This is a genomic window from Adhaeribacter radiodurans (genome assembly GCF_014075995.1).
Lineage (GTDB): Bacteria > Bacteroidota > Bacteroidia > Cytophagales > Hymenobacteraceae > Adhaeribacter > Adhaeribacter radiodurans.
The window spans coordinates 284,970-306,162 of sequence record NZ_CP055153.1 but is presented as its reverse complement, the minus strand read 5'-3'; the positions used below and the strand labels follow the sequence as shown (position 1 = coordinate 306,162).

Annotated in this window: 19 protein-coding genes; 10 read left to right on the top strand and 9 right to left on the bottom strand. The window is 41.4% G+C overall.

Features of this window, described 5'->3' with window-relative positions:
• Nucleotides 1-18: 18 nt before the first annotated feature.
• Complete coding sequence (gene namA / locus HUW48_RS01820) at nucleotides 19-1,095, bottom strand: NADPH dehydrogenase NamA (protein WP_182414050.1); 1,077 nt, start codon at nucleotides 1,093-1,095, stop codon at nucleotides 19-21.
• Between the two features lie 326 nt (nucleotides 1,096-1,421).
• The gene (locus HUW48_RS01815; protein WP_182414049.1) at nucleotides 1,422-2,168 is read right to left on the bottom strand and encodes a GAF domain-containing protein; all 747 of its coding nucleotides are present in this window, start codon (nucleotides 2,166-2,168) and stop codon (nucleotides 1,422-1,424) included.
• 575 nt (nucleotides 2,169-2,743) lie between these two features.
• Between HUW48_RS01815 and HUW48_RS01810 the strand changes: the two genes are divergently transcribed.
• Together HUW48_RS01810 and HUW48_RS01805 are read left to right on the top strand one after the other, a co-directional pair.
• Nucleotides 2,744-5,185, top strand: a complete 2,442-nt coding sequence (locus HUW48_RS01810; RefSeq protein ID WP_182414048.1) for an outer membrane beta-barrel family protein — start codon at nucleotides 2,744-2,746, stop codon at nucleotides 5,183-5,185.
• 210 nt (nucleotides 5,186-5,395) lie between these two features.
• Nucleotides 5,396-5,734 carry a hypothetical protein gene (locus tag HUW48_RS01805; RefSeq protein ID WP_182414047.1) on the top strand — a complete coding sequence of 113 codons (339 nt, stop codon included), beginning with the start codon at nucleotides 5,396-5,398 and terminating at the stop codon, nucleotides 5,732-5,734.
• Here the strand turns inward: HUW48_RS01805 and HUW48_RS27165 are convergent.
• Nucleotides 5,731-5,862: a hypothetical protein gene (locus HUW48_RS27165; protein WP_262891484.1), complete on the bottom strand. Its 132-nt coding sequence runs from the start codon at nucleotides 5,860-5,862 to the stop codon at nucleotides 5,731-5,733. The genes HUW48_RS01805 and HUW48_RS27165 overlap by 4 nt on opposite strands.
• A 247-nt stretch (nucleotides 5,863-6,109) precedes the next feature.
• Between HUW48_RS27165 and HUW48_RS01800 the strand changes: the two genes are divergently transcribed.
• From HUW48_RS01800 to HUW48_RS01780, 5 genes are all read left to right on the top strand, one after another.
• Nucleotides 6,110-7,189 (top strand): M4 family metallopeptidase, encoded by a 1,080-nt coding sequence (locus tag HUW48_RS01800; RefSeq protein WP_182414046.1) that lies wholly within the window; start codon nucleotides 6,110-6,112, stop codon nucleotides 7,187-7,189.
• A gap of 227 nt (nucleotides 7,190-7,416) precedes the next feature.
• Nucleotides 7,417-7,731, top strand: a complete 315-nt coding sequence (locus tag HUW48_RS01795; RefSeq protein WP_182414045.1) for a protealysin inhibitor emfourin — start codon at nucleotides 7,417-7,419, stop codon at nucleotides 7,729-7,731.
• Nucleotides 7,732-7,771: 40 nt separating this feature from the next.
• Nucleotides 7,772-8,719, top strand: a complete 948-nt coding sequence (locus HUW48_RS01790; protein WP_182414044.1) for a DNA/RNA non-specific endonuclease — start codon at nucleotides 7,772-7,774, stop codon at nucleotides 8,717-8,719.
• Nucleotides 8,720-8,806: 87 nt separating this feature from the next.
• On the top strand, nucleotides 8,807-9,100 hold the full coding sequence (locus HUW48_RS01785) for a hypothetical protein (protein WP_182414043.1): 294 nt from the start codon (nucleotides 8,807-8,809) through the stop codon (nucleotides 9,098-9,100).
• Between the two features lie 6 nt (nucleotides 9,101-9,106).
• On the top strand, nucleotides 9,107-10,126 hold the full coding sequence (locus tag HUW48_RS01780; RefSeq protein WP_182414042.1) for a hypothetical protein: 1,020 nt from the start codon (nucleotides 9,107-9,109) through the stop codon (nucleotides 10,124-10,126).
• A gap of 651 nt (nucleotides 10,127-10,777) precedes the next feature.
• On the opposite strand, the gene HUW48_RS01775 is transcribed toward HUW48_RS01780, so the two are convergent.
• From HUW48_RS01775 to HUW48_RS01760, 4 genes are all read right to left on the bottom strand, one after another.
• Nucleotides 10,778-11,428 (bottom strand): response regulator transcription factor, encoded by a 651-nt coding sequence (locus HUW48_RS01775; protein ID WP_182414041.1) that lies wholly within the window; start codon nucleotides 11,426-11,428, stop codon nucleotides 10,778-10,780.
• Between the two features lie 10 nt (nucleotides 11,429-11,438).
• A complete protein-coding gene (locus HUW48_RS01770; RefSeq protein ID WP_182414040.1) occupies nucleotides 11,439-12,230 on the bottom strand; it encodes a sensor histidine kinase in 792 nt (263 codons plus the stop codon).
• A 2-nt stretch (nucleotides 12,231-12,232) separates the two neighbouring features.
• Nucleotides 12,233-12,886: a hypothetical protein gene (locus HUW48_RS01765; RefSeq protein ID WP_182414039.1), complete on the bottom strand. Its 654-nt coding sequence runs from the start codon at nucleotides 12,884-12,886 to the stop codon at nucleotides 12,233-12,235.
• 173 nt (nucleotides 12,887-13,059) lie between these two features.
• Nucleotides 13,060-13,455, bottom strand: coding sequence for a hypothetical protein (locus HUW48_RS01760; protein ID WP_182414038.1), 396 nt, complete (start codon nucleotides 13,453-13,455; stop codon nucleotides 13,060-13,062).
• 303 nt (nucleotides 13,456-13,758) lie between these two features.
• Here HUW48_RS01760 and HUW48_RS01755 point away from each other — a divergent pair, with 303 nt between their 5' ends.
• The 3 genes from HUW48_RS01755 (at nucleotide 13,759) to HUW48_RS01745 (ending at nucleotide 17,530) form a co-directional block, all read left to right on the top strand.
• Entirely contained in the window at nucleotides 13,759-14,568 is an 810-nt protein-coding gene (locus tag HUW48_RS01755) for a LuxR C-terminal-related transcriptional regulator (RefSeq protein ID WP_182414037.1), read from the top strand.
• Nucleotides 14,569-15,147: 579 nt separating this feature from the next.
• Nucleotides 15,148-15,579, top strand: coding sequence for a hypothetical protein (locus HUW48_RS01750; protein WP_182414036.1), 432 nt, complete (start codon nucleotides 15,148-15,150; stop codon nucleotides 15,577-15,579).
• Between the two features lie 64 nt (nucleotides 15,580-15,643).
• A complete protein-coding gene (locus tag HUW48_RS01745; protein WP_182414035.1) occupies nucleotides 15,644-17,530 on the top strand; it encodes a sensor histidine kinase in 1,887 nt (628 codons plus the stop codon).
• A gap of 665 nt (nucleotides 17,531-18,195) precedes the next feature.
• On the opposite strand, the gene dnaK is transcribed toward HUW48_RS01745, so the two are convergent.
• A complete protein-coding gene (gene dnaK / locus HUW48_RS01740; RefSeq protein ID WP_182414034.1) occupies nucleotides 18,196-20,151 on the bottom strand; it encodes a molecular chaperone DnaK in 1,956 nt (651 codons plus the stop codon).
• Nucleotides 20,152-20,494: 343 nt separating this feature from the next.
• Nucleotides 20,495-21,070 carry a pseudouridine synthase gene (locus HUW48_RS01735; protein ID WP_220463982.1) on the bottom strand — a complete coding sequence of 192 codons (576 nt, stop codon included), beginning with the start codon at nucleotides 21,068-21,070 and terminating at the stop codon, nucleotides 20,495-20,497.
• Between the last annotated feature and the right edge of the window lie 123 nt (nucleotides 21,071-21,193).

The following is a 21,193-nucleotide window of genomic DNA, read 5'->3' as shown; positions in this document are numbered from 1 at the left end:
ATAATTGGTAAGCATCTTTCAGCGGGGTTTGGCTCGTTCGTATTGTACCGGCCAGGTGATAGGCTGGTGCAACTCCGAAGCAGCTGTTAAAGGAAAATAAGGATCACGTAAAAACTCCCGGGCAATAATAACAGTATCAGCCTGCCCCGTCCGGATAATATGATCGGCTTGCAAGGAAGAGGTAATTAAACCAACGGCTCCGGTTAAAATGCCCGCCTGCTCCCGGATAGCTTGCGCAAAGGGAGTTTGGTAACCCGGCCCTGGTTTAATCTGCTGCACCGGTACATTCCCACCCGACGAACAATCAATCAAATCTACCCCTAAGTCTTTTAACTGGCTCGCTAATGTTATAGAATCTTCCAGTTTCCAGGAGTTCTCGTCGGGCACCCAATCAGTAGCAGAAAGACGGACAAACAACGGCAAATCCGATGGCCATACTTCCTGCACCGCTTGTACAACTTCCCGGATGAACCGAGTTCGGTTCTCAAAGGAGCCGCCGTATTCATCGGTGCGCTGGTTGGTAAGCGGCGATACAAACTCGTGCAGTAAATAACCGTGGGCTCCATGAATTTCAATGACTTTAAAACCGGCTGTTAAAGCGCGACTGGCTGCGGCTTTAAAATCTGCTACTACTTGCCGGATCTGGTCTAAAGTAAGTTCTACGGGTGCAGGTAAGTCTTCACTTACGGGTATGGGGCTAGGAGCCATTATGTTTTCCCAACCACCTTCATCGGGCGATAAAAGTTGAGAACCCATCCAGGGAGCGTTGCGGCTGGCTTTGCGGCCGGCATGAGCTAACTGAATACCCGCTACTGAACCTTGCTGGTGAATAAAAGAAGTAATACGTTGTAAAAACTCAATATGCTCATCTTTCCAGATGCCAAGATCATAAGGAGTAATACGTCCTTCGGGGTTTACAGCTGTTGCTTCGGCAATTACCAGGGCGGCACCACCCACAGCGCGGCTGCCTAAATGTACCAAATGCCAGTCATTGGCAAAACCATCCGTACTGGAATACTGGCACATCGGCGATACAACTACCCTATTTTTAAAAGTAAGTGATTTTATTTGGAGCGGACTAAATAAATGATTCATGGCGTAGCGCTTTTGCAATAGCTTTCGACACTTTTAGTTTCTTTTCGGGATAAAGGTTGTCCGTTTTAACAAAAATTTTGAAGGCGGGCGCTTAAGATTCATTCTCTTAAGCGCCCGCCTTCAAAATTTAAAATTTCAGCCTGAGAAATTAATTTTATTAAAACACAAATAAGTAAAAAGATACAAGTATCAAGCTACTGGATGTTAGACTTTTCTGGAGTAAAGAAATTGAGTCCTTAAACTATACTATAATAATCTCCGCATTCAATATAGTAAATTAGTTCTGCCAATTTACTTAATTAACCTGCTACCATTCTTCTTAGAGGTTAACCCTGCTGTATTTTAGCTAAGATATTCTGGAGGTTAGAGATATTATTTTTTACTAACCGGACACTTTCAGATTCTAGGCAGTTGTTATTTTCTTCATCCTGCGAAAGCTGCTCTGCTGCCTTTTGCAAATCGCGGATAGAATCCGGTAATTGCTTATTCACAAAAGTCATTACCTCATCCAACCTCTGATTTACAACTTTAAGTTGTTGCTTCTCTTCTTCAACTTCCTGCTTTTTCAGGCGTAATTCTAAGTGCGCTACCACCTGTTCCGATAAAGTTGCCAGGGCCATTTTCTGAGCTTCGGAAAGTTCGCGCGGTACTGTATCTATCACGCATAAAGTACCCAGCCTATTTCCCTCATTAGTAACAAGAGGTGCGCCAGCATAATAGCGGATATTAGGATTTCCGGTAACGAAGGGATTACTGTAAAACCGGATGTCGCCTAAGGTATCGGGTATTTCCAGAATATCATCGCTTTGAATAGCGTACTGGCAAAAAGATAGTTCACGCGGAGTTTCGGCTTCTGTAATTCCTAGTTTAGCTTTAAACCACTGACGTTTATCTGAAATCAGGCTAATCAAAGATATAGGAGTACCGCAGATAAAAGAAGCCAAAGTTACTATATGATCGAACTCTTCCTCTGCGGGAGTATCTAATATATTATACTTATTCAGAGCTTGTAACCGTAAATTTTCTTTATCAACTTCCAATGTGTGAGCAGTGTTGTAATGGAGCGTGGTCATGCATTAATAGTAAATTTTATTCAAATATAAGAACCTAAATTAATTGTAAATCACTAATTTATAAAGAATGGATTAAATTAACAAGAAGCATTTTAAATAACTAAAATCCTGAACCTGCATGTGCATTCTATAAATTATAAATTGCACTTTACTTAGTATCTAATATTTACTGAATTAAATTTATACAATTTCATTTTATTGCTACTGAGCTATTTACCTTCTACTTTATTTAAGATTTACTTTTATTCATCCCTGCGCTCTCAAATTAAGATTCGCTTCGTTGACAGGTTTGTTTCGTTCTTTCACTTTAGTTCTCATTCTTTAAGTCTCCTTCCTGCTTTTTAGCAAAATTTCGGCTTGTTCAAAAATATTTTTTACCTAAAAACTAGTTTTATGAGCTAAAAACACACTTTATAAAAATATATAATACTATTTGTCACTTAGTACCTTGCTTTACATAGTACCTTTTATTATGTTTGTGCTGTTCATCCACTTGGGGTTCCATTTTTTAGATTATCCCAAACAGAAACAGCAGCAGAAAAAGTAAATTTCAAACCGCGTTACCTTATAAAACCATGAAAAATATATTCAGACTTTTATTATTTACCATTGGGATAATAATCGTTGGCCAACCTCCGGTAATAGCTCAAAATAATAATTTTTTAACCGGTACTTTAAAAGATGCGAAGGGTACTATTGTGGGTTATGCAACTGTGGCAGTGGTACAAGCCGCTAGTAAGACGATAGTTAACGGAGGAATTTCGGAAGCAAATGGTAATTTTAAAATTAAAGCTCCGGCTACCGGGCAATACCTGTTACGCGTAAGTGCCATCGGGTACACGCAAACAGAAACTCCTTTTGAACTTACCAATAGCACCCCCAGCAAAGATTTCGGCACTTTAACTCTAAAAGAAGACACCCAAGTTTTAAAAGAAGTAAACGTACAAGCACTGCGACCTACTATTACTAATCATCCGGATAAAATGGTAGTGAGTATTGAAGGTACGGCGCTTTCTACGGGTAACACCGCTTATGATGTTTTACTAAAATCACCGGGCGTGTTTGTCGATCAGGATGGCAATATTCAGTTAAATGGCAAGTCGGGCGTGCGGATTATGATTGATGGAAAACTGACTTATTTATCGGGCAAAGAACTTCAAACCATGTTGCAAGGCATGGCCGCCGAAAACTTAAAAGACCTGGAATTAATTACGAATCCATCGGCTAAGTACGACGCCGAAGGTACCGCCGGAATTATTAACATAAATTTAAAAAAGAATACGCTTAGCGGCATAAACGGCAGTATTTACGGCGGATACCAGTACAACAACTGGAACGCGTACTCTATGGGCGGCAACCTGAACGTGAAAAAAGGCAAATGGAACTCGTTTGTAAATGCCGATTTTGCCCGCCGCATATTCATCCGCGATGCCCGCTTGTACCGGGAATTTAACTCTCCTGAAAGCAGCACCCAGTTTAAACAAACCGCCAAAGAAAAAGGTATCCGCCAGGCTCCTTCCTTCCGGTTGGGTACAGATTACGACATCAATCAAAAACACAGTATTGGAGTAATGGCAAACATTTATTACCAGGATATGAATACCAATTTCCGTTCTGACTTGAGTGAGTTTCATCCGCAGGTACAGGATAATAAGCGGGTATTCACGAATAATCGGGTGCAGGGCAAGTTTGCAAATGGCACCGTTAACGCGCATTATCTCGGCAAATTAGATACCTTGGGCACCACCCTGGCTGCCGATTTAGATTTTGTCCGGATTTACGACCACGACGAGGCAACTTATGCCAACCAGTTTAGCTATTTAAATAAAGTTCGGCCAGATAGTCTGGTAGATTTAGCCAATGATAACCCCAGCAGTTTTAATATTTATTCCGCTAAAGTAGATTATACCAAACCTTTTACAAAAAAAACCAAACTCGAAGCCGGTGCCAAGGCCAGCCACGTGGTGTCGGATAATGATTTACGATTTTTTCAGGTAGCAGATGAGCAACTAATAAAGGATTTTACCCGCAGCAATCATTTCATTTACCGCGAAAACATTTACGCGGCCTATGCTAACTTCAGTACTAGCTTAGGCGAAAAATGGAAAATACAGGGCGGTTTACGCGCCGAGAAAACCATTTCCGAAGGTAAATCCATTACTAAAGATTCAGTAAATAGCCGTAATTACCTTAATTGGTTCCCGAGCATATTTTTGATGCAGCAGGTAAATAAAGATTATAAAGTAACTTATAACTATAGCCGCCGCATTAACCGGCCTTATTATGGTAATTTAAATCCTTTTGTCTTCTACATCGACCCTTACACATCGGCGCAAGGCAATCCGTATTTACGACCTCAATATACCCATTCGTTCCAGGTAACCCAATCGTTAAAAGACACTTACTCGTTGAGCATCGGCTACGCTGATACCCAGGATTTTATGGCCGAAGTACCAGTACAAAACAACGCCAATAATACAATGGTATTTCAGCAACGCAACGGCGACCAATTTAAAGATATAAATGCCGCTTTGGTGGCCCCCATTAAAATTACGCCTAAATGGGATATGAATAATAACCTTACCGTAGGCTATCAGAGTTACACTATTGCTATTTCAGATCAAGCTATCCGTAACGAGCAATTTTTCGTGTATGGGCAATCGTCGAACAATATTCAGTTACCCCGCGATTGGCGCTTAGAAGTAAACCTGGATTACCGCGGCCCACGGGTTTATGCGGCGTATCAAATCAAACAAAGCTGGGCCGTAGATGCCGGCTTAAAACGCTCTTTCTTAAACAAGAAATTAGAAGTATCAGCTAACGTAACCGATATTTTCCGGACCCGCCGTTTTGCCGGCACATCTAATGTAAACGGTAACGTAAATGAAATAAATCAATATTTTGCCCAACGCAGCTTGCGCTTAAACCTGCGCTACAACTTTAACAAAGGCGAAAAATTTGAAGCCAAAAAACGCAATACTAACCTGGAAGAGTTGAACCGGGCCGGCGGCAATTAAAAGCTACTGAAATAAAACTGTACTTAAATAAAACTATGAAAAACAAAAGCCCTTCTGGTATTCCGGAAGGGCTTTTTTAGTAAATAATGTTGTTATTTATTTCCAGAACCAGGCTAATTGGCTATTATAAGCAGCATTAACCTATTATAACGCACAAAAAATTACTTTTTTGCGTAAAATTGATTTTGGGAAGAAATAAATTAAAAACACATGGTTCATTACTACCGGGGACTTCTGGTCATACCTATTCTGATTTTAATTCTGGGAACGTCGATGTTATTATCAAATGAAGTTCTGATTAAAAATTTGTACGCCCAGGAAAATAATATTGTTTCTCCAGTACTTACTCCCAATAAATATTTACTTCATCCTATTTCTAAACGGAATACCTCGTATGCCCAAGATCTTAGAAACAACCGCGAATCGGCGTATCCTTACTTTTTGCTGGGTACCGGACTCTTACTATTTCTTTTAGTATTACCCAAACTCAGTGAGTTATCTTTTTCGCCTTCAAACGGTTTTACGCTTAAAGTTTTACAAGAAGCCTAGGAAGCACTCACCGAAGCCAGAACAGCGACTTTGGCCATAGAAGCAAAAGTCAAATCACCTGGCCGAACCACCATCACGGCCGAACCAACTTTAGCTACCCGGCCTTCCGATTTAGAAGAAGAAATCAAGAAACTTGAAGAAAGCACCGTTAAACTTCAAACAATTGCGCAGTTAATGGAAATTAGATCTAATAAGAAATAGCAAATTTACTTAAACTAAAAATTTTAGCTTTTTTACTAATTATTTTGGTAAATTAAAGATTATTCCAGAACATTATAGCCAGAAACCAGTATGTTACTACAACCAATATCCGAAAGCAAGTTTGCTTTTTGGTAATTTTAGCTTAACTGAAATATCTGTTTAAAAACTAAAATAATGGCGCAAATTCATTCACACCGGCATTCTATCTTTTGTATTTTACCGCCTTACATTTTGCGGGCTTTGGCCGAAAAGGGCAACGATCATCAGCGTTCTGTTGCTCTAAAGGCTTTAAGTGGCGATATGACTTTCCGGAATTTACGTTCGGGCACGCGGGTAAGTCCGATTTTTGGTCGGAAGCGACCAGCGGCTTTTTTAGTAGCCGGTGATAAACAACGTACCATTTTTTCGGCGGAGCAATCGCAAACTTTACCGGGCAAAACCGTACGGGCCGAAGGCAGTAAACCCTCCGGCGATCCGGCTGTTGATGAAGCCTACGATGGTTTAGGTGCTACGTACGACTTTTTCTGGGAGCAATTTAAGCGTAATTCCATTGATGACGAAGGTATGCCGATGAACGGCACCGTCCATTTTGGAGAAGATTACGCCAATGCTTTCTGGGACGGCCAACGCATGGTTTTCGGCGACGGCGATAACGAATTATTTAACCGGTTTACCCTTTCGCTGGACGTAATTGCGCACGAACTCACCCACGGCGTTACCGAAGACGAAGCTCAACTTATGTATTCCGGCCAATCCGGAGCACTAAACGAGTCGGTATCGGATGTGTTTGGCTCTTTAGTAAAGCAATACGCCTTAAAACAAAGCGCTGATGAGGCCGACTGGCTGATTGGAGCTGAATTATTTACCGATAAAGTAAAAGGCACCAACGGTAACCCAGCAGCAATCCGGTCGATGAAAGACCCAGGCAGCGCCTACAACGATCCGGTATTAGGCAAAGACCCCCAGCCCAAACACATGAAAGATTTTGTGAATACTTTCGAAGATAATGGCGGTGTGCACATTAATTCTGGTATTCCGAACCATGCTTTTTACCTGGCTGCAACGGCCATTGGCGGTAAGGCCTGGGAAAAAGCCGGTCGGGTTTGGTACGAGACATTAATTGATGCCCGCTTAAAATCGAATGCTACTTTTCAACGGTTTGCCGAATTAACCATCGAGAATGCGAAGCGCTTTAACGTAGAAGAAGCCATAACTAAAGCCTGGAGCCAGGTTGGTATATCCCTAGCTGTTTAAAGCAGCCAAGTAACTTTATCGTACAAATTCTGATTTTAATTTTAGCTTGTTCCGGGTTGATCAAAATCTGAATAGTAGACGCGTAACTTTCTTACTTGCTGGTGCTTGTTGCTAAACTAATAACAGCCACCAGCAGGTATTGTACTTCTAAATATGTGGTTTGTTTTGCCCAAATGCTGGTTGTAAAATCTTATCTTTAGAAGAACGCCCACCTAACTATATCAACCATGAAAGTTTACTTTAAACCCGAAGGTGGATTTGGCTTTTTTCCGGGGTTGAATAAGCCTTTGGAGTTAAATAGCGAACAACTCCCTCCCGAAGAAGCCGATCACCTGCACCAGCTCATTCACGCAGCTAATTTTTTTAATTTACCCAACCAGCAGCCGGAATCTACCTTTGGAGCTGATCAGAAAAAATATACCATCCGGGTAGAAAGTCAAGATCAACAGCACTTGATTCAGCTTCAGGATACGGAAATAGAGCCGCCACTCCACAATTTATTAAACTACTTAAATCAAAAGCAAAAAGAAACACGCTCCTGAATTTAAGTATTGCTATTCAGTTAAGGCAATGGACAGTTTTATGGCAAATTTAGAGAACTACAAGGGTTATTCAGAAGCTTTTATTCATCCGGAATTACCGTTACCGTTGCCTCGCTTACAAGCAGAACAACAAGCCGATTTAGCTCCGGTAACAGGCACCACCAATAACCTAGCGAATTATATTAACTACAGTCTGGTCTTAAGCCAAAGCCGCGGATTTCCTTATTTTGTGGCAAGCAACATTGATGGCGGTTTGTTTAAAAAAGTATCCCGGACCGATAACTGGCGCAAAGACAGTCGCATAGATTATGCGCACCAATGGGGTGAGGAATTGTATAAAGCCCGAAAAAGTGATTTTGATAAAGGCCACATGACCAAGCGCGAAGATGTGCAGTGGGGACAAACCACTTTAGAAGCCAGGGCCGCAGCCGATACCACATTCTATTTTACTAACGCGGTACCGCAACGGGCCGAATTAAACCAACAAATATGGGCTGATTTAGAAAATTACATTCTGCATACCGAAAGCGTACCCAATAATTTACGCATTGCTGTATTTACGGGCCCAGTGCTGCGCCCATCCGATCCGGTGTTTGTTACGAAAGTACTGGGCAGAGAAGTTCAACTACCCACCTTGTTCTGGAAAGTAGTAATATTCACGAAAGATAATCAGCAATTAAACCGGGTTGGTTTTTTAATGGGTCAGGAAAAACTACTCCGGAAAGCTAAAATAGTAAAATCCGAAGCTGTAGAAGCCACTGCTTTTGCTACTGAACGGTTTATGGAGTTCGAAGATGCCGAAACTTACCAGGTAAATATTGCTACCATCGAAGAGCTAACGAAACTAACTTTGCCTCCCGCGCAAGATGTTTACCTGGACAGCCGACCTATTAAATTGGTGCTGGAAGAAGTAGACATCAATGCCCGCGTTGCTACTCCAAAGGCATTTACCGAGCTTGGTTACCGTATTTCCAACTTAGTTGTTTAATCTTTTAGAGAACAATAATTCCGGACTAGATTAATATTCAAATTAACAGTAGAGTAACGCTAACGAAAGTTTAAATCCTGTTTAACCATGTCCCAAACGTATAAAGTATCCGTAGAATTAAGTACCGAAGCTACCTTGCAGTTGTTTAAACTGGAAGGGTACGTTATTGCGCTTACCCGCACCCTGGACAACGTGTACCGCATTGCTATTAACGATTTTCCAATCGATGGCGAATTAGATTACTATGTGCATTGTACCGGTTGGAATAAAACTACCTGGAGTTTAAAGATTTTGCTCGACGATAAAGACATCACCCCGGAACCCATTCGAGGAGTGATTGAAAAAGGGTATTCGGCGGTAAGAGGATCAATTAAATTTTAATCTTTTATGATGAAGAAATTTTACTCTGGTTGTTTGGGCATGCTTTTATTTTTAGCCTTGCTCAGTTTTAAAGGTCAAGCCCAAACGTTTCAGCCTATTTTTGAAGATGGCGAAGGCCGAACTTCCATTATTGCGCCTCTAGGCTATTTTGGAGTAAACACCGAAAACAGCAGCATCCGCTTTCAGTATTTTTATTCTAGGTCGGCTTCGCAGGAAAACTTTACGGCTCCGCTAAAACGCAATCGCTTTTTCTGGGGAATTACAGTAGCCGGTACAGCGGCCGGTGGTTTAAGTAATTTATTTAGTTACGGTAGTTTTACGCCCGGTACATCGGCCAGTTTATTTGCCGGTCAACGCTCGCTGCTTTTTCCGGCCATTAGTAAAACCGGCGAACCGGTATTGCACGGTGCCCGCCAAATAGCCATCGAAGATTGGTTAACCCTACGGATTGGCGGACAAGTAGCTAACTACACTTTGTTTGACGCTTCCCGGGTTTTCGACGAGCAGTTATTTCAGGAAAGATTTAGAGGTTATTCCACGCAATTGGCTTATATCGTACTTATTGGTGGCGCTACTTCTTTGGGTGCCTCCTGGGATGTAGGCCGGGTAAATAATATCGATGAACTCACCCCAGTAAATTTTAAGCAGCAAACTATTATTACCGATCCAATAACGGGGCAAACCAGTCGAATTTTTGAAGAAGAAGTAGATGCTTTTTCCGGCGCTTACACTACCAACATTGTACATACTTACAGCTTAGACGCAGTACATTATATTACGCCCGCTTCCGAAATTAACTTTGCCTTACACGGTTACGGCCGCCTGAAGCGAATAAATGAATACTCCGTTTACAAAGCAGGCCTAGGGTTTTATTTATTTCCGAAAAGTAAAGTAGCTGGTGGGCTGTTCATCGAGTCTAGTGATCTGACCAACAAAATTTCCGAAACAAAAGACTTTGCCAAACGAATAGACGTAGGCATCACCGTAAAATACGTACTGCCGACCTTGGGTGTACCCAGTCCTTAATCCTGGAACTTCAAGCCAATTTTCCCAAAATCGGGTTCGTAATGGAAATACTTTAAGTCGTAACCAAACAGGTACTAAAAGTAAAATCACCAAATAAAACAAACAGAGAACCTAAGCTAGCTTCTAGCAACAAGCAACTAATACCAATTTGAATTCAGAAAACTTATTAGCTATCCGATGTTCAGAAAAGTGGCGTAGCATAATATAAAAAACAAAGTTTACCGCGTATCCCAAAAGAACCCATGCTATGTCGCGGATTTACTTTCGTGTCTATACTGTTCATGCTGGCAAGATAGTGGGCTAACAGGAACGCTTTACAAAATACCTAAAGTAGTTTAAAAGCATGACACGGAAGAAACTTCCGCGCCATAATAAGAATGCCATAGTAAGAATTAAAAAAACTGACACCAGTTTGGCTGTGGAGGGCCTTCTAAGGTTCTGATCCTGCGCAGCAGAATTCCGACATAAGGAGGAAAGGAAGGATAGCGAGTGCGAGAGAGCTAAACGAGGCCCGCCGGCCATGAGGCAAACTTAGGCAGTTGAAACGCATCAGTACTGCTCCTAGAGACTTGAAAAGCCTTCAAAGAATAAAGCGAATCATTCCTTCAGCTACAATTTACTTTTTTCAGGAAAATACAATGAGCAGTGTCCTTATTCCACTTTAAAAATCCCATTTTTAATCGCATACAAAACCAATCCTACCCTCGACTCTACCTGTAATTTTTTAAATAACCCTTCCCGAATAGCCTCCACCACCCGCGGATGCACTTTTAAAATGGGGGCAAAAGCTTTGTAACACAACTCAGTACAGGCTAACTTTAGGAATTCAGTTTCGCGTTCGCTGAGTTCTACTTTTACTTTTTTGGGTTTATGCAAGTCTTCAATTAAAATAGCCGTAACCCGAGTAGAATAATAAGATCCTTCTTCTTCTAAAGTTTGGAGAGCCAGGCGGAGTTCGGCGGGATCGGCATTTTTTAAAACATACCCGTTTACTCCCGACTTGAGCATTCGTTTAATAGTTTCGTTATCGTTGTGCATGGATAAGGCCAGCAATTTTACCTCGGGGTAACGTTGCTCCATCCACTGCGCCGTTTCAAAACCATCCATCACGGGCATACTAATATCTAAAAGTACCACATCCGGTAAATCCTGGGGTATTAGCTTCTGAATAAAATCGCGGCCATTTTCCGCTTCCCACACTACCGAGTAACCCGCAAAACCATTCACCAACTCCACCATTCCTTTCCGGAACAGCTTGTGGTCGTCTACTAAAACAACTTTTTTATCTTTGCTGGCTTGCATACAAATGGGTTTAAGAGGTGGCTGGTAATACCAGATGCGCCAAAGTACCTTCGCCTTGCTGGCTTTGCAAACTAAACTCGGCACCAATCAGGCGGGCCCGGTAATACATATTATACGTACCAATGCCTTTCACCGGAACTTCGGCATCTACTTTTTCAGCTACTTCAAAGCCGTGGCCATCGTCTTTAATACTTAAAATAGTTTTATCGGGCAGATAAACCAGCACTACCAAAATATGTTTGGCATCGGCATGTTTTAAAACGTTATTTAAAGCTTCCTGCGCAATCCGGAAAACAATTAGTTTCTTTTCCGGGTCCAGGTGAGCCTCTTCCTCGCCGTGTACCTCTAAGGAGGTGGTATGATAACCGGCTTTCTGAATCAGATTTAGTTGGAACCGGAGCGAGGCCGATAAGCTCTGCTGCGTAACAAATTGGGTGTTTAACCTTTTAGATAAATCGCGCAGGTCTTCAATGGCTTGGTCTAGGAGTTCTTTACTGGCAGTAATTTTATGTTCGGTAGCCGCATAATCGTCCGGTTTAATCGTACTGATATTAAGCCTAGTAAGGGAAAGAATCTGGCCGATATTGTCGTGGATTTCCTGGGAAATACTATGAAAGGTTTGTTCCTGCATTTCCAGTTGGGCTTTAAGTTTTTCATTCTGAAAAATAATTTTAAGTTCTTCTTTTTCTTTCAGATAGGCAATTAAACGTTGATTGTACGAATAAAATAAAGATATAATAAAGCCTGCAGTTAACAGAAAAATAATGGTGCCGCCCGCAATAATGATAGAAATATCGGCCATGTTTATACACTTAATTTAGGCTTACTAAAAATATCTCGGCACAAAAACGATATAATAAAAGTAATGTAAAGCGTGCATAGCAAGGGTAAATAAATGTAGTAATAATTCCAACGCGCCATCCGTAACGATTGATCTAATAACGCTTTCATTAACCCCTCCACAAAAAAATCGCCTAAGGCAAATAACAATAAGCCGTTGCTAATCCAGAACAATGGCTCCATTTTTAAATCAGTTATTTTTAACTGCACGAAAAGCTGCCGGTAATAAGTTAGTACCCATATACATAGAAAAAAATTAGTAAGAATAATAACGTAAGAATTATAGGTATCGGGAGGTTGAATGGTAAATGCTAAGAAAACGGACGCTCCTATTACCAACGCTATAGAAATTAAAATCAACTTCTTGATTATTTTAAATTCTATGTAACAGTAATAAATGTAGGCATAAAAGCCGTATTGAATGGGAATTAGAATATGATAAACAAACAAGTTGTTAATGGTAAACGACTGTAAGTAACCCGCATATAACTCAAAAGGCAGAGTTACCAGCACAATAAACCCAATAATTTTCTGCTCTTGCGTAAGCTGTTTTCCTTTTAGAAAGAACAGGCCCAGAATAACAATTAAGAAAGAAATATTTAAATAAACATCGATCATATTACGACTACCGGCATCTGATAAAGCTTAAAGACACAATAGGAAAAGGGTTGCTAACCGGGCTGTTTAAACGTCCGGTTAGCTAATATATGGATTGTATTTACCCGAGAGAGGGGAGAAATTTAATGCCAGTAACTTATTAAAACTATGGCTTTAAACTATTTTATTATCTGTTAAAACACGTCGCTTACTAAACGGTCGTTAATGGTACCACCGGGCGGGCATTTTCTTTCTGCGGCTACCGCAATACCAGCAGGCATGGCGAAGTTGTGCAATTCATTAGTCAGTTCGGTAGAATCTACAATAACTTCCAGGTTTTTATCCAGCAACGACATGTGCAATTTATGATTGGAGCCGTCTTGGTTGCAGCCGTAATAAAGTCGGATCGAAACGGGCTCCTTACCGGCTGCCTGTGCTTTCTTTTTTAAATCCTCTATCTCTTCTAAAGGAAAACTGTAAGTAAAAATAAACTCCTGAAAGTTCTCTACTTTTAGATCGTCTCTTAAATAATTGCGAAAGTTGGTACAACCTTGAGTAATAGCGGAAGGTTTTGCGTTTTTGTCGGCCATGTTAATTATAGAATTAAGGTGAAACTGCTGTTACTTACTCAATTAATAAGCACCGAGAAGTAAGGTGCTTAATCTGCCGCTAATTTAAGCTTCTCTTTTACTTAAAAGTACGTGATTTTTCCCATTAAACTTCCTGAAAATCATCCTCTTTCACCAGTGAACTTACGGAATCTTTTTTCAAAAAATCACTGCCTCCTGGTGTTTACCTTCACCTTGTTTGGTCATTAATAAAAAATGAGCTTTGTTCTGTCCGGCGAAACAGCACCAGACAGTCAGGTTTGTTCTTTCTAATGATTTTATGCCATGAAAAAATTACCCACTTCCATGAGCCGCCGCTCTCCCAGCAAGTCATACGGAGAATTAGTACAACTATGGCAAAGCCAACCTTACTCCCCCGAACTGGATGATACCAGCTTTCAGCACCTGGTACCGAACACACCAACCTTAACCATTAGCCCCTGCATTACCTGGATTTTTGATTTGCGCACGAAAAAATACGTTTTCGTGAGTAGTAATATTCAACGTTTACTTGGTTATGCCCCCGAAGAATGGCTGCAAGGAGGAATGAAGTTCGCCAAAGACCGGGTACACGCAGAGGATGCCACTCACTTATGGCGACTTATGCGGCAAGTATGGGAATTTTTACTGGCTTTACCCGCCAGCCAACGCCAGGAGTACCGCTTTAATTGCGATTACCGCCTACAGAAAGCCAATGGCTCATACGCCCGGCTGCTGGAACAAAACACCATTTTGCAAACCGATAAACGTGGCAGTGTACGGTATATATTGGGCGTTTGCACCGATATAACCGACTGGAAAAAAAACGAAGGTTTAACTGCCTCGGTAATATCGCCGCAAAATGAAACCTGCCTGGTGTGTACCTCTACCTCCACTGAGGAAGAAGAACCATCGCCGTTCGAAGCGTTATTGAGCAAACGTGAAAAAGAAGTACTCAAATTAATTGCCGATGGCTACAGCAGCAAAATTATTGCGGATATGCTTAGCATAAGTTTTCATACGGTTAATACACACCGGCAGAAAATGATCGAAAAAACCAATGCTCCTAATACAAGCGGCTTAATCCAGCTCGCCTTTAACCATAAACTAATCTAAATCGCAGATAAACTAGATTATATAAATTCTGCAGATTAAATAATTAAAATTTTAAATAACTCTGAATTAAACTTTTCCCTCTCAGCAGGCAACTCTCTCCTGCTATCTTTCCTTCCTTTATGGCTTGGCCCGAAAGGCGCAACCTATTTCGGGCCTTTGCCTCTCATCTTCTAATTAGTTTTAGTAAAAAATTTACTTTTTTCTTGTCTCTGCAGGGCTATTCTCCTCGGGTAGCAATCCGTACTTCTAAGTACTTTATCTGCTCAAAAGTAAACATGAAGGAATAAGCCCGTTAAGCTTTTAAAATCGCTTTTTTTCTTAATTTCTTCTATTTATTTCCTAAAAATGCCCGATAAATAAGACTATTATAAGATACATACCGGGCTTTGCGCGAAAGCATACATTTATTTAAAGCAAAATTTTGCTAAAATTTTCTTCTTAAACCAGTAACAATTTACCTCTTCGCCGGATGTATAAAAGAAATGGAGTGCAATTATTTCTCCGAGTTTTATAAATGCCATTAAACTCTACCCGAACCAGTACCAACACTAACTAAACTAACCAAGATTACCCCGTTATATGGCAACCATATACACCGAAATTCAATTTATAAGTCCACAGCAAATTGTGGCAATTCACCTGTCAGAAGAAAACGAGTTTGGTTTATCGAACCATTACCGCATGCACATACGCTTTAATATTAGACCTGTACCGGAAAGAGGCGTTACTATTAACCTGCGGGTAATGATTGTAAATAACCGGCTGTTTAGTTTTGAAGACGGCAATAATTTATTCGATTGTTTATTTGCGAACGTGCAGGATGGAGAAGTCCGTATGACGAATCCTTTCCGGGTGAAGAATATTGCTCCGCTTACCGGCATGCAGCTTGTGTTATCTACCGAAGCCTATGATGTAACCGAACCTTATAACAAAGATTTTGACTCGGAAACGTACGATGTTACCTCTAACTTCCACAGTCATGTAGCTGCACGTTTTTTCTTAACTCCTTAAAGGCACATTAAATTATTACGTTTTATTAATCCAAAACCAAGTTTTCTTTTGTCTAGATTTTTTTTTGGTAAACCCTATCGAACCCGAGAGTTATCACCGGAAACTTATTTGGTGGCTACTATTTTTGGGTAGCCTGCTGACGCATGCTTTTTTGAAACCGGTGTATGGGCAGAATGGAAGAAAAACTCAGGTAACGGAACCCGTGCGCGTTTTGGCGTTGCACCAATTACCAGATCCGGATTCGCGTATTACGTTAGAGCAAGCGCAGAATATACCCTTGCGCCATTGGCAGCCCGTTTCAGCAGTTAACTTTGGCAGTAAAGGCCGTTCGGGTTGGGTAGTTTCCCAAATTTATAGTTTGCGCGCGCAGGAAGTAAAACTAGAACTCCAGACTCCCTTTATAGATACGGTGCAGGTATGGTTGTTTACTAAAAATGATTTAGTAAAAAAATACCCAACTACCGGCTACTGGCGCCTGCCGCATAGCAGCCATAATCCTAACGAGCATCGTTATTACTTGTTTACTTTACCCCTCGAGGCAAATCAAGCGTACCAGGTTTATATTCGGGGGTATGTAAAACCTGGCTTCAGTTTAAAATTTGCGGTGCAATATTGGCAGCCTGCTGCTTTTTGGTGGCACATGCGGTACGTTGACTGGCACTGGGCTTTGTTTGTGGGCATGATAACCATGACTTTAGGTATTACCGTAATCCGTTTTGGTTTTTATCCCCGGCGCATTTACGTGTACTTTGCCGGTTATATTTTTAGCCTTGCCCTGTACGCGCTTCTGAATGATGGCTGGGGAATTTTTCTACCTGCCGTTATACAGCAACAAGTAAATCCTATTACTAATCATTATTTATTGAGCCTAGGCTTATGCTTTTTATTGTTATTTAGCCGTCGCTTTTTACATATTTCTAAACAGGCACCGCATTGGTGGTTGCGCATTAATCCGTGGTGGTTATGTTTGTTATTGATTGTGTTTATCGACTTGGCCCAGTTTGCCAGTTTAAACGAACATCTGGTTCTTCTTCGGTTTGTTTACCGCTTGGGTTTACTCGTTGCCTTGGTAGCAGCACTTATCTGGATAAGTTACCTTCGGCATGCTCTCCGGCAAGGGTTTCAACCGGCTTGGTTGCTCCTGTGTTCGCAACTGGTTATGCTTTTAGTTTACTTTTTTACTAAATTTTTAGAAAACACCGGTCTTTTGCCCCACATTTTGCCGGATATGCTTTTGTTTCGGCTTGCTTTGGTTACTGAAATTACTATTATTACTATTGGGTGGTTGTACCGCCAGAAAGTTATCCGGGAATCGAAAGAACAGTTGCAAGGCCAACGCGAACGGATGGCTCGCGACCTTCACGATAGTATTGGATCTCAGCTCACCCATATTGTTTTGCGCCTCGATTCCCTTGTTCGCCGTACTTCCGGCGAATTTCAGGAACAAACACATCGTCTGGCCGATTTCACCCGGGGAACTATCCAAATGCTCCGGGAAACTATTTGGGTACTAGACCAAAAAAGGCTTTCGGTAAGTAGTTTTGCCAACCGGCTCCAAAACTTTTTGCATAAGCTTTGGGAAGGCCGGGAAAATCCGGTACTCAACTGGGAATTTTTATCAACTGCTACGGCTCCGGAACTATCGCCGCTAGTAGCGCAGCATTTGTTTTACATTACTCAGGAAGCTATTAATAATGCCTTAAAATACGCCTGTGCCACCCGGATAGACGTGCGATTGGCAACTCAAATTCCTAACCTGGTACTTACTATTACAGATAATGGCGGTGGGTTTGATCTGGCAAATACCAAACGTATTAACGGAATAAACTACATGCGTAAACGAGCCGAAGAAGTAGGCGGTCAGTTTTTTATCACCAGTACTTTTAAAAAAACTGAAATTAAAATTTCAATGCCTATAATTCTTGAAGAATATCCAGTAATAGACATTTAAAAACCAATCCTCGTTAATTACTAGAGATTTAAATAAAAACTACATTTATTAAAAGCGTATACGAACAAGGGTTCGTTGCCCGAAGCCCACATCTAATCTTTCATTTGCTCTGCATAAGGTATATTCCGCGATGATTTATATTTCGGCACCCTGGTTCTTAGTTCTACTACGTGACGGTAAAGCTTAACTTTCGGGAGAATCCCTTAACTGATTATACTGTCTTGGTAAAACAAATGGGTCGATGAAGTTGCGTAAATTTTTACTTTTGCCGAATGTTTTTTTGCCGATTAGTAAGCGAAAGGAAGCGGGTACCTTTCTCAATTCTCCCGTTTTTTATTGAAAGGACTTACGTTAGAAATAGAGCGTTGCGTAACTGAAGTATATGCCGTTTTTAAAGTGCCAAAATCAATTAAAATATTTGCTACTGAAATTCCCGCCCATTTACTTGCATTTTATTGTAAGCACTTCTTACTAAAAGCAAACATATAACGCATAACAAATTGTATATCATTTATATAAAGGCATTCTAAAGTAAAAATCAGCCACCACAATCCCTCCCTATTCAAAACGGGAAATTAGTGTAACCACATCCGAAAAATTACTTTAAAACAAAAAAGCCTTCCTGAAAAATCAGGAAGGCTTTGGATATATAGAGAGGAGGTATATTACTTGTTACCGTCTACTTCTTCGTAGTCTACGTCAGTTACGTGATCAGCAGCACCATTACCATTTTGGGACGAGTCCCCTTGCGGACCGCCTTGGCCTTGACCACCAAATCCAGCACCTGGGTCAGCACCCGCACCTGGGTTACCGCCAGTAGCCGCGTACATTTCCTGCGAAGCAGCTTGCCAAGCGTTGTTCAGGTTATTAATAGCAGTATCGATGGCAGCTACGTCTTTGTTACCGTGAGCCGTACGTAATTCAGCTAAAGCACTTTCAATAGCCGTTTTGTTACCAGCAGACAGTTTATCGCCGTATTCTTTCAACTGTTTCTCGGTCTGGAACAGCATAGAGTCGGCAGTATTTAATTTTTCTACCTGCTCTTTCGCCGCGCGGTCAGCATCCGCGTTAGCGGCCGCTTCCTGGCGCATGCGTTCGATTTCGGCTTCCGATAAACCAGATGAAGCTTCGATCCGGATTTTTTGCTCTTTACCAGTACCTTTATCACGGGCTGATACGTGCAGAATACCGTTGGCATCAATATCGAAAGTTACTTCGATTTGCGGTACACCCCGGGGAGCTGGCGGAATATCGGCTAAGTGGAACCGGCCAATCGTACGGTTATCGCGGGCCATTGGGCGTTCGCCTTGCAACACGTGAATTTCCACACTTGGCTGGTTATCCGAAGCAGTCGAGAAAGTCTCGGACTTTTTAGTAGGAATAGTGGTATTCGATTCGATGAGTTTAGTCATTACGCCACCCATAGTTTCGATACCTAGTGAAAGCGGCGTTACATCTAACAGCAACACATCTTTTACTTCACCGGTTAATACCCCACCTTGAATAGCAGCACCAATCGCTACTACTTCGTCCGGGTTTACACCTTTAGAAGGTTTCTTACCAAAGAATTTTTCTACTTCTTCCTGAATGCGCGGAATACGGGTAGAACCACCAACTAAGATTACTTCGTCGATATCATTCGTACTCACACCAGCATCTTTTAGAGCCTGACGAACCGGATCCATCGAACGACGAACCAAAGTATCGGCTAACTGCTCGAATTTAGCACGGCTTAATTTACGTACTAAGTGTTTCGGACCAGTTTGCGTAGCAGTGATGTACGGCAAGTTAATTTCAGTTTCCTGTGAGCTGGATAACTCCACTTTCGCTTTTTCAGCGGCTTCTTTCAAACGCTGCAAAGCCATGGGGTCAGTACGCAAGTCCATGTTTTCTTCCGATGTAAATTCATCGGCTAACCAGTTAATAATTACCTGGTCAAAGTCATCACCACCTAAATGCGTATCTCCATTGGTAGAAAGTACTTCAAAAACGCCGTCGCCTAATTCCAGGATAGAGATATCGAATGTACCACCACCTAAATCGTAAACAGCAATTTTTTGATCTTTATGTTTTTTATCAAGACCGTAAGCTAACGCCGCGGCAGTAGGCTCGTTAATAATACGTTTTACATCTAAACCCGCAATTGCACCGGCTTCTTTAGTAGCCTGGCGCTGCGCATCGTTAAAGTAAGCCGGTACGGTAATAACGGCTTCACTAACGCTGGTACCTAAATAATCTTCGGCGGTTTGCTTCATTTTTTGCAAAACCATTGCCGAAATTTCTTGTGGAGTATACTGGCGATCGCCAATTTTAACCCGCACGGTATTATTGCTGCCTTGTACTACTTCGTACGATACGTTCTTTAACTCAGAAGCTACTTCAGAGTAGCCCCGACCCATGAAACGCTTAATAGAAGCGATGGTATTTTTAGGGTTAGTGATGGCCTGGCGTTTAGCTGGGTCACCTACTTTCCGTTCGCCATTACCATTATCCAGGAAAGCCACAATCGAAGGAGTAGTCCGGCGACCTTCACTGTTCGGAATTACTACCGGCTCATTACCCTCCATTACAGCCACGCACGAGTTGGTAGTTCCTAAGTCAATGCCTATTATTTTTCCCATTTTATATTTATGTTTATTTTAGAAATCCTGTTCAGTAATTGTTACTGCTTTAATAACAAGGGATATGCCAACCAACTTTTAAGGTGTAATTTGTGACATATTGTCATTTTGCAATTTTCAATGATTTCATACTTAAATTTTTGTCCGCCAGAATATGCCGGATTAGTACATGGTTTTCAGCAGTTTTATGCTTAAACGGGCAAATGTGTCGGTGGTTGGCTGATTTTATCAGGAAAATACCCTTCAGCTCTAGTAAATTAACTAATTTATCCAGATCCTTAAATAACAACTACCTGGTATTCTTTTCTGGGGTAGGCGTTCGCGATAGATGTTTTTTCATTGATTAACGAGAGCCTCGTTTCAGCGTTTTTACTTCCTCGGGGGTTAAGTGGCGCCATTCGCCAGGAGCTAATTTGCCTATTTGAAAAGTGCCAATACTTACCCGAATAAGCCGGAGGGTTGGAAAGCCGACGGCGGCAGTCATTTTGCGAACTTGCCGGTTCATGCCTTGGGTTAATGAAATTTGTAACCAACTCGTTGGGATATTTTGCCGGAACCGGATAGGTTTGCTGCGTTCCCAAACAGTTGGTGCTGGCTGAAGAAGCGTAGCTTTAGCCGGAGCCGTTTTAACATTCTTTAAAAAAATACCTTTCCGCAATTGTAATAAAGCATTTTCATCCGGAATGTTTTCTACCTGCACCCAATACGTCTTTTCAATTTTAAATTTAGGGTCGGAGAGACGATGCTGCAAGGCTTTATCATCGGTTAACAAAACCAATCCTTCACTGTCATAATCCAAACGGCCAACCGGGTAAATATGCGGTACTGGTACAAAATCTTTGAGGGTGGCGCGCCCGTTTTCGTCGGTAAATTGGGTTAATACTTCGTACGGTTTGTTAATGACAATATAGGTGAACAAAATAAATGGATTAATTATTTTAAGATAAAAGTTGCTTCTATTACTTCTGAAATTATACGGATTATTGAGCAGCGTAGCCTTAACCAATTTTAGAAATTAAAGTCATGTTGAGATTATCGAAAC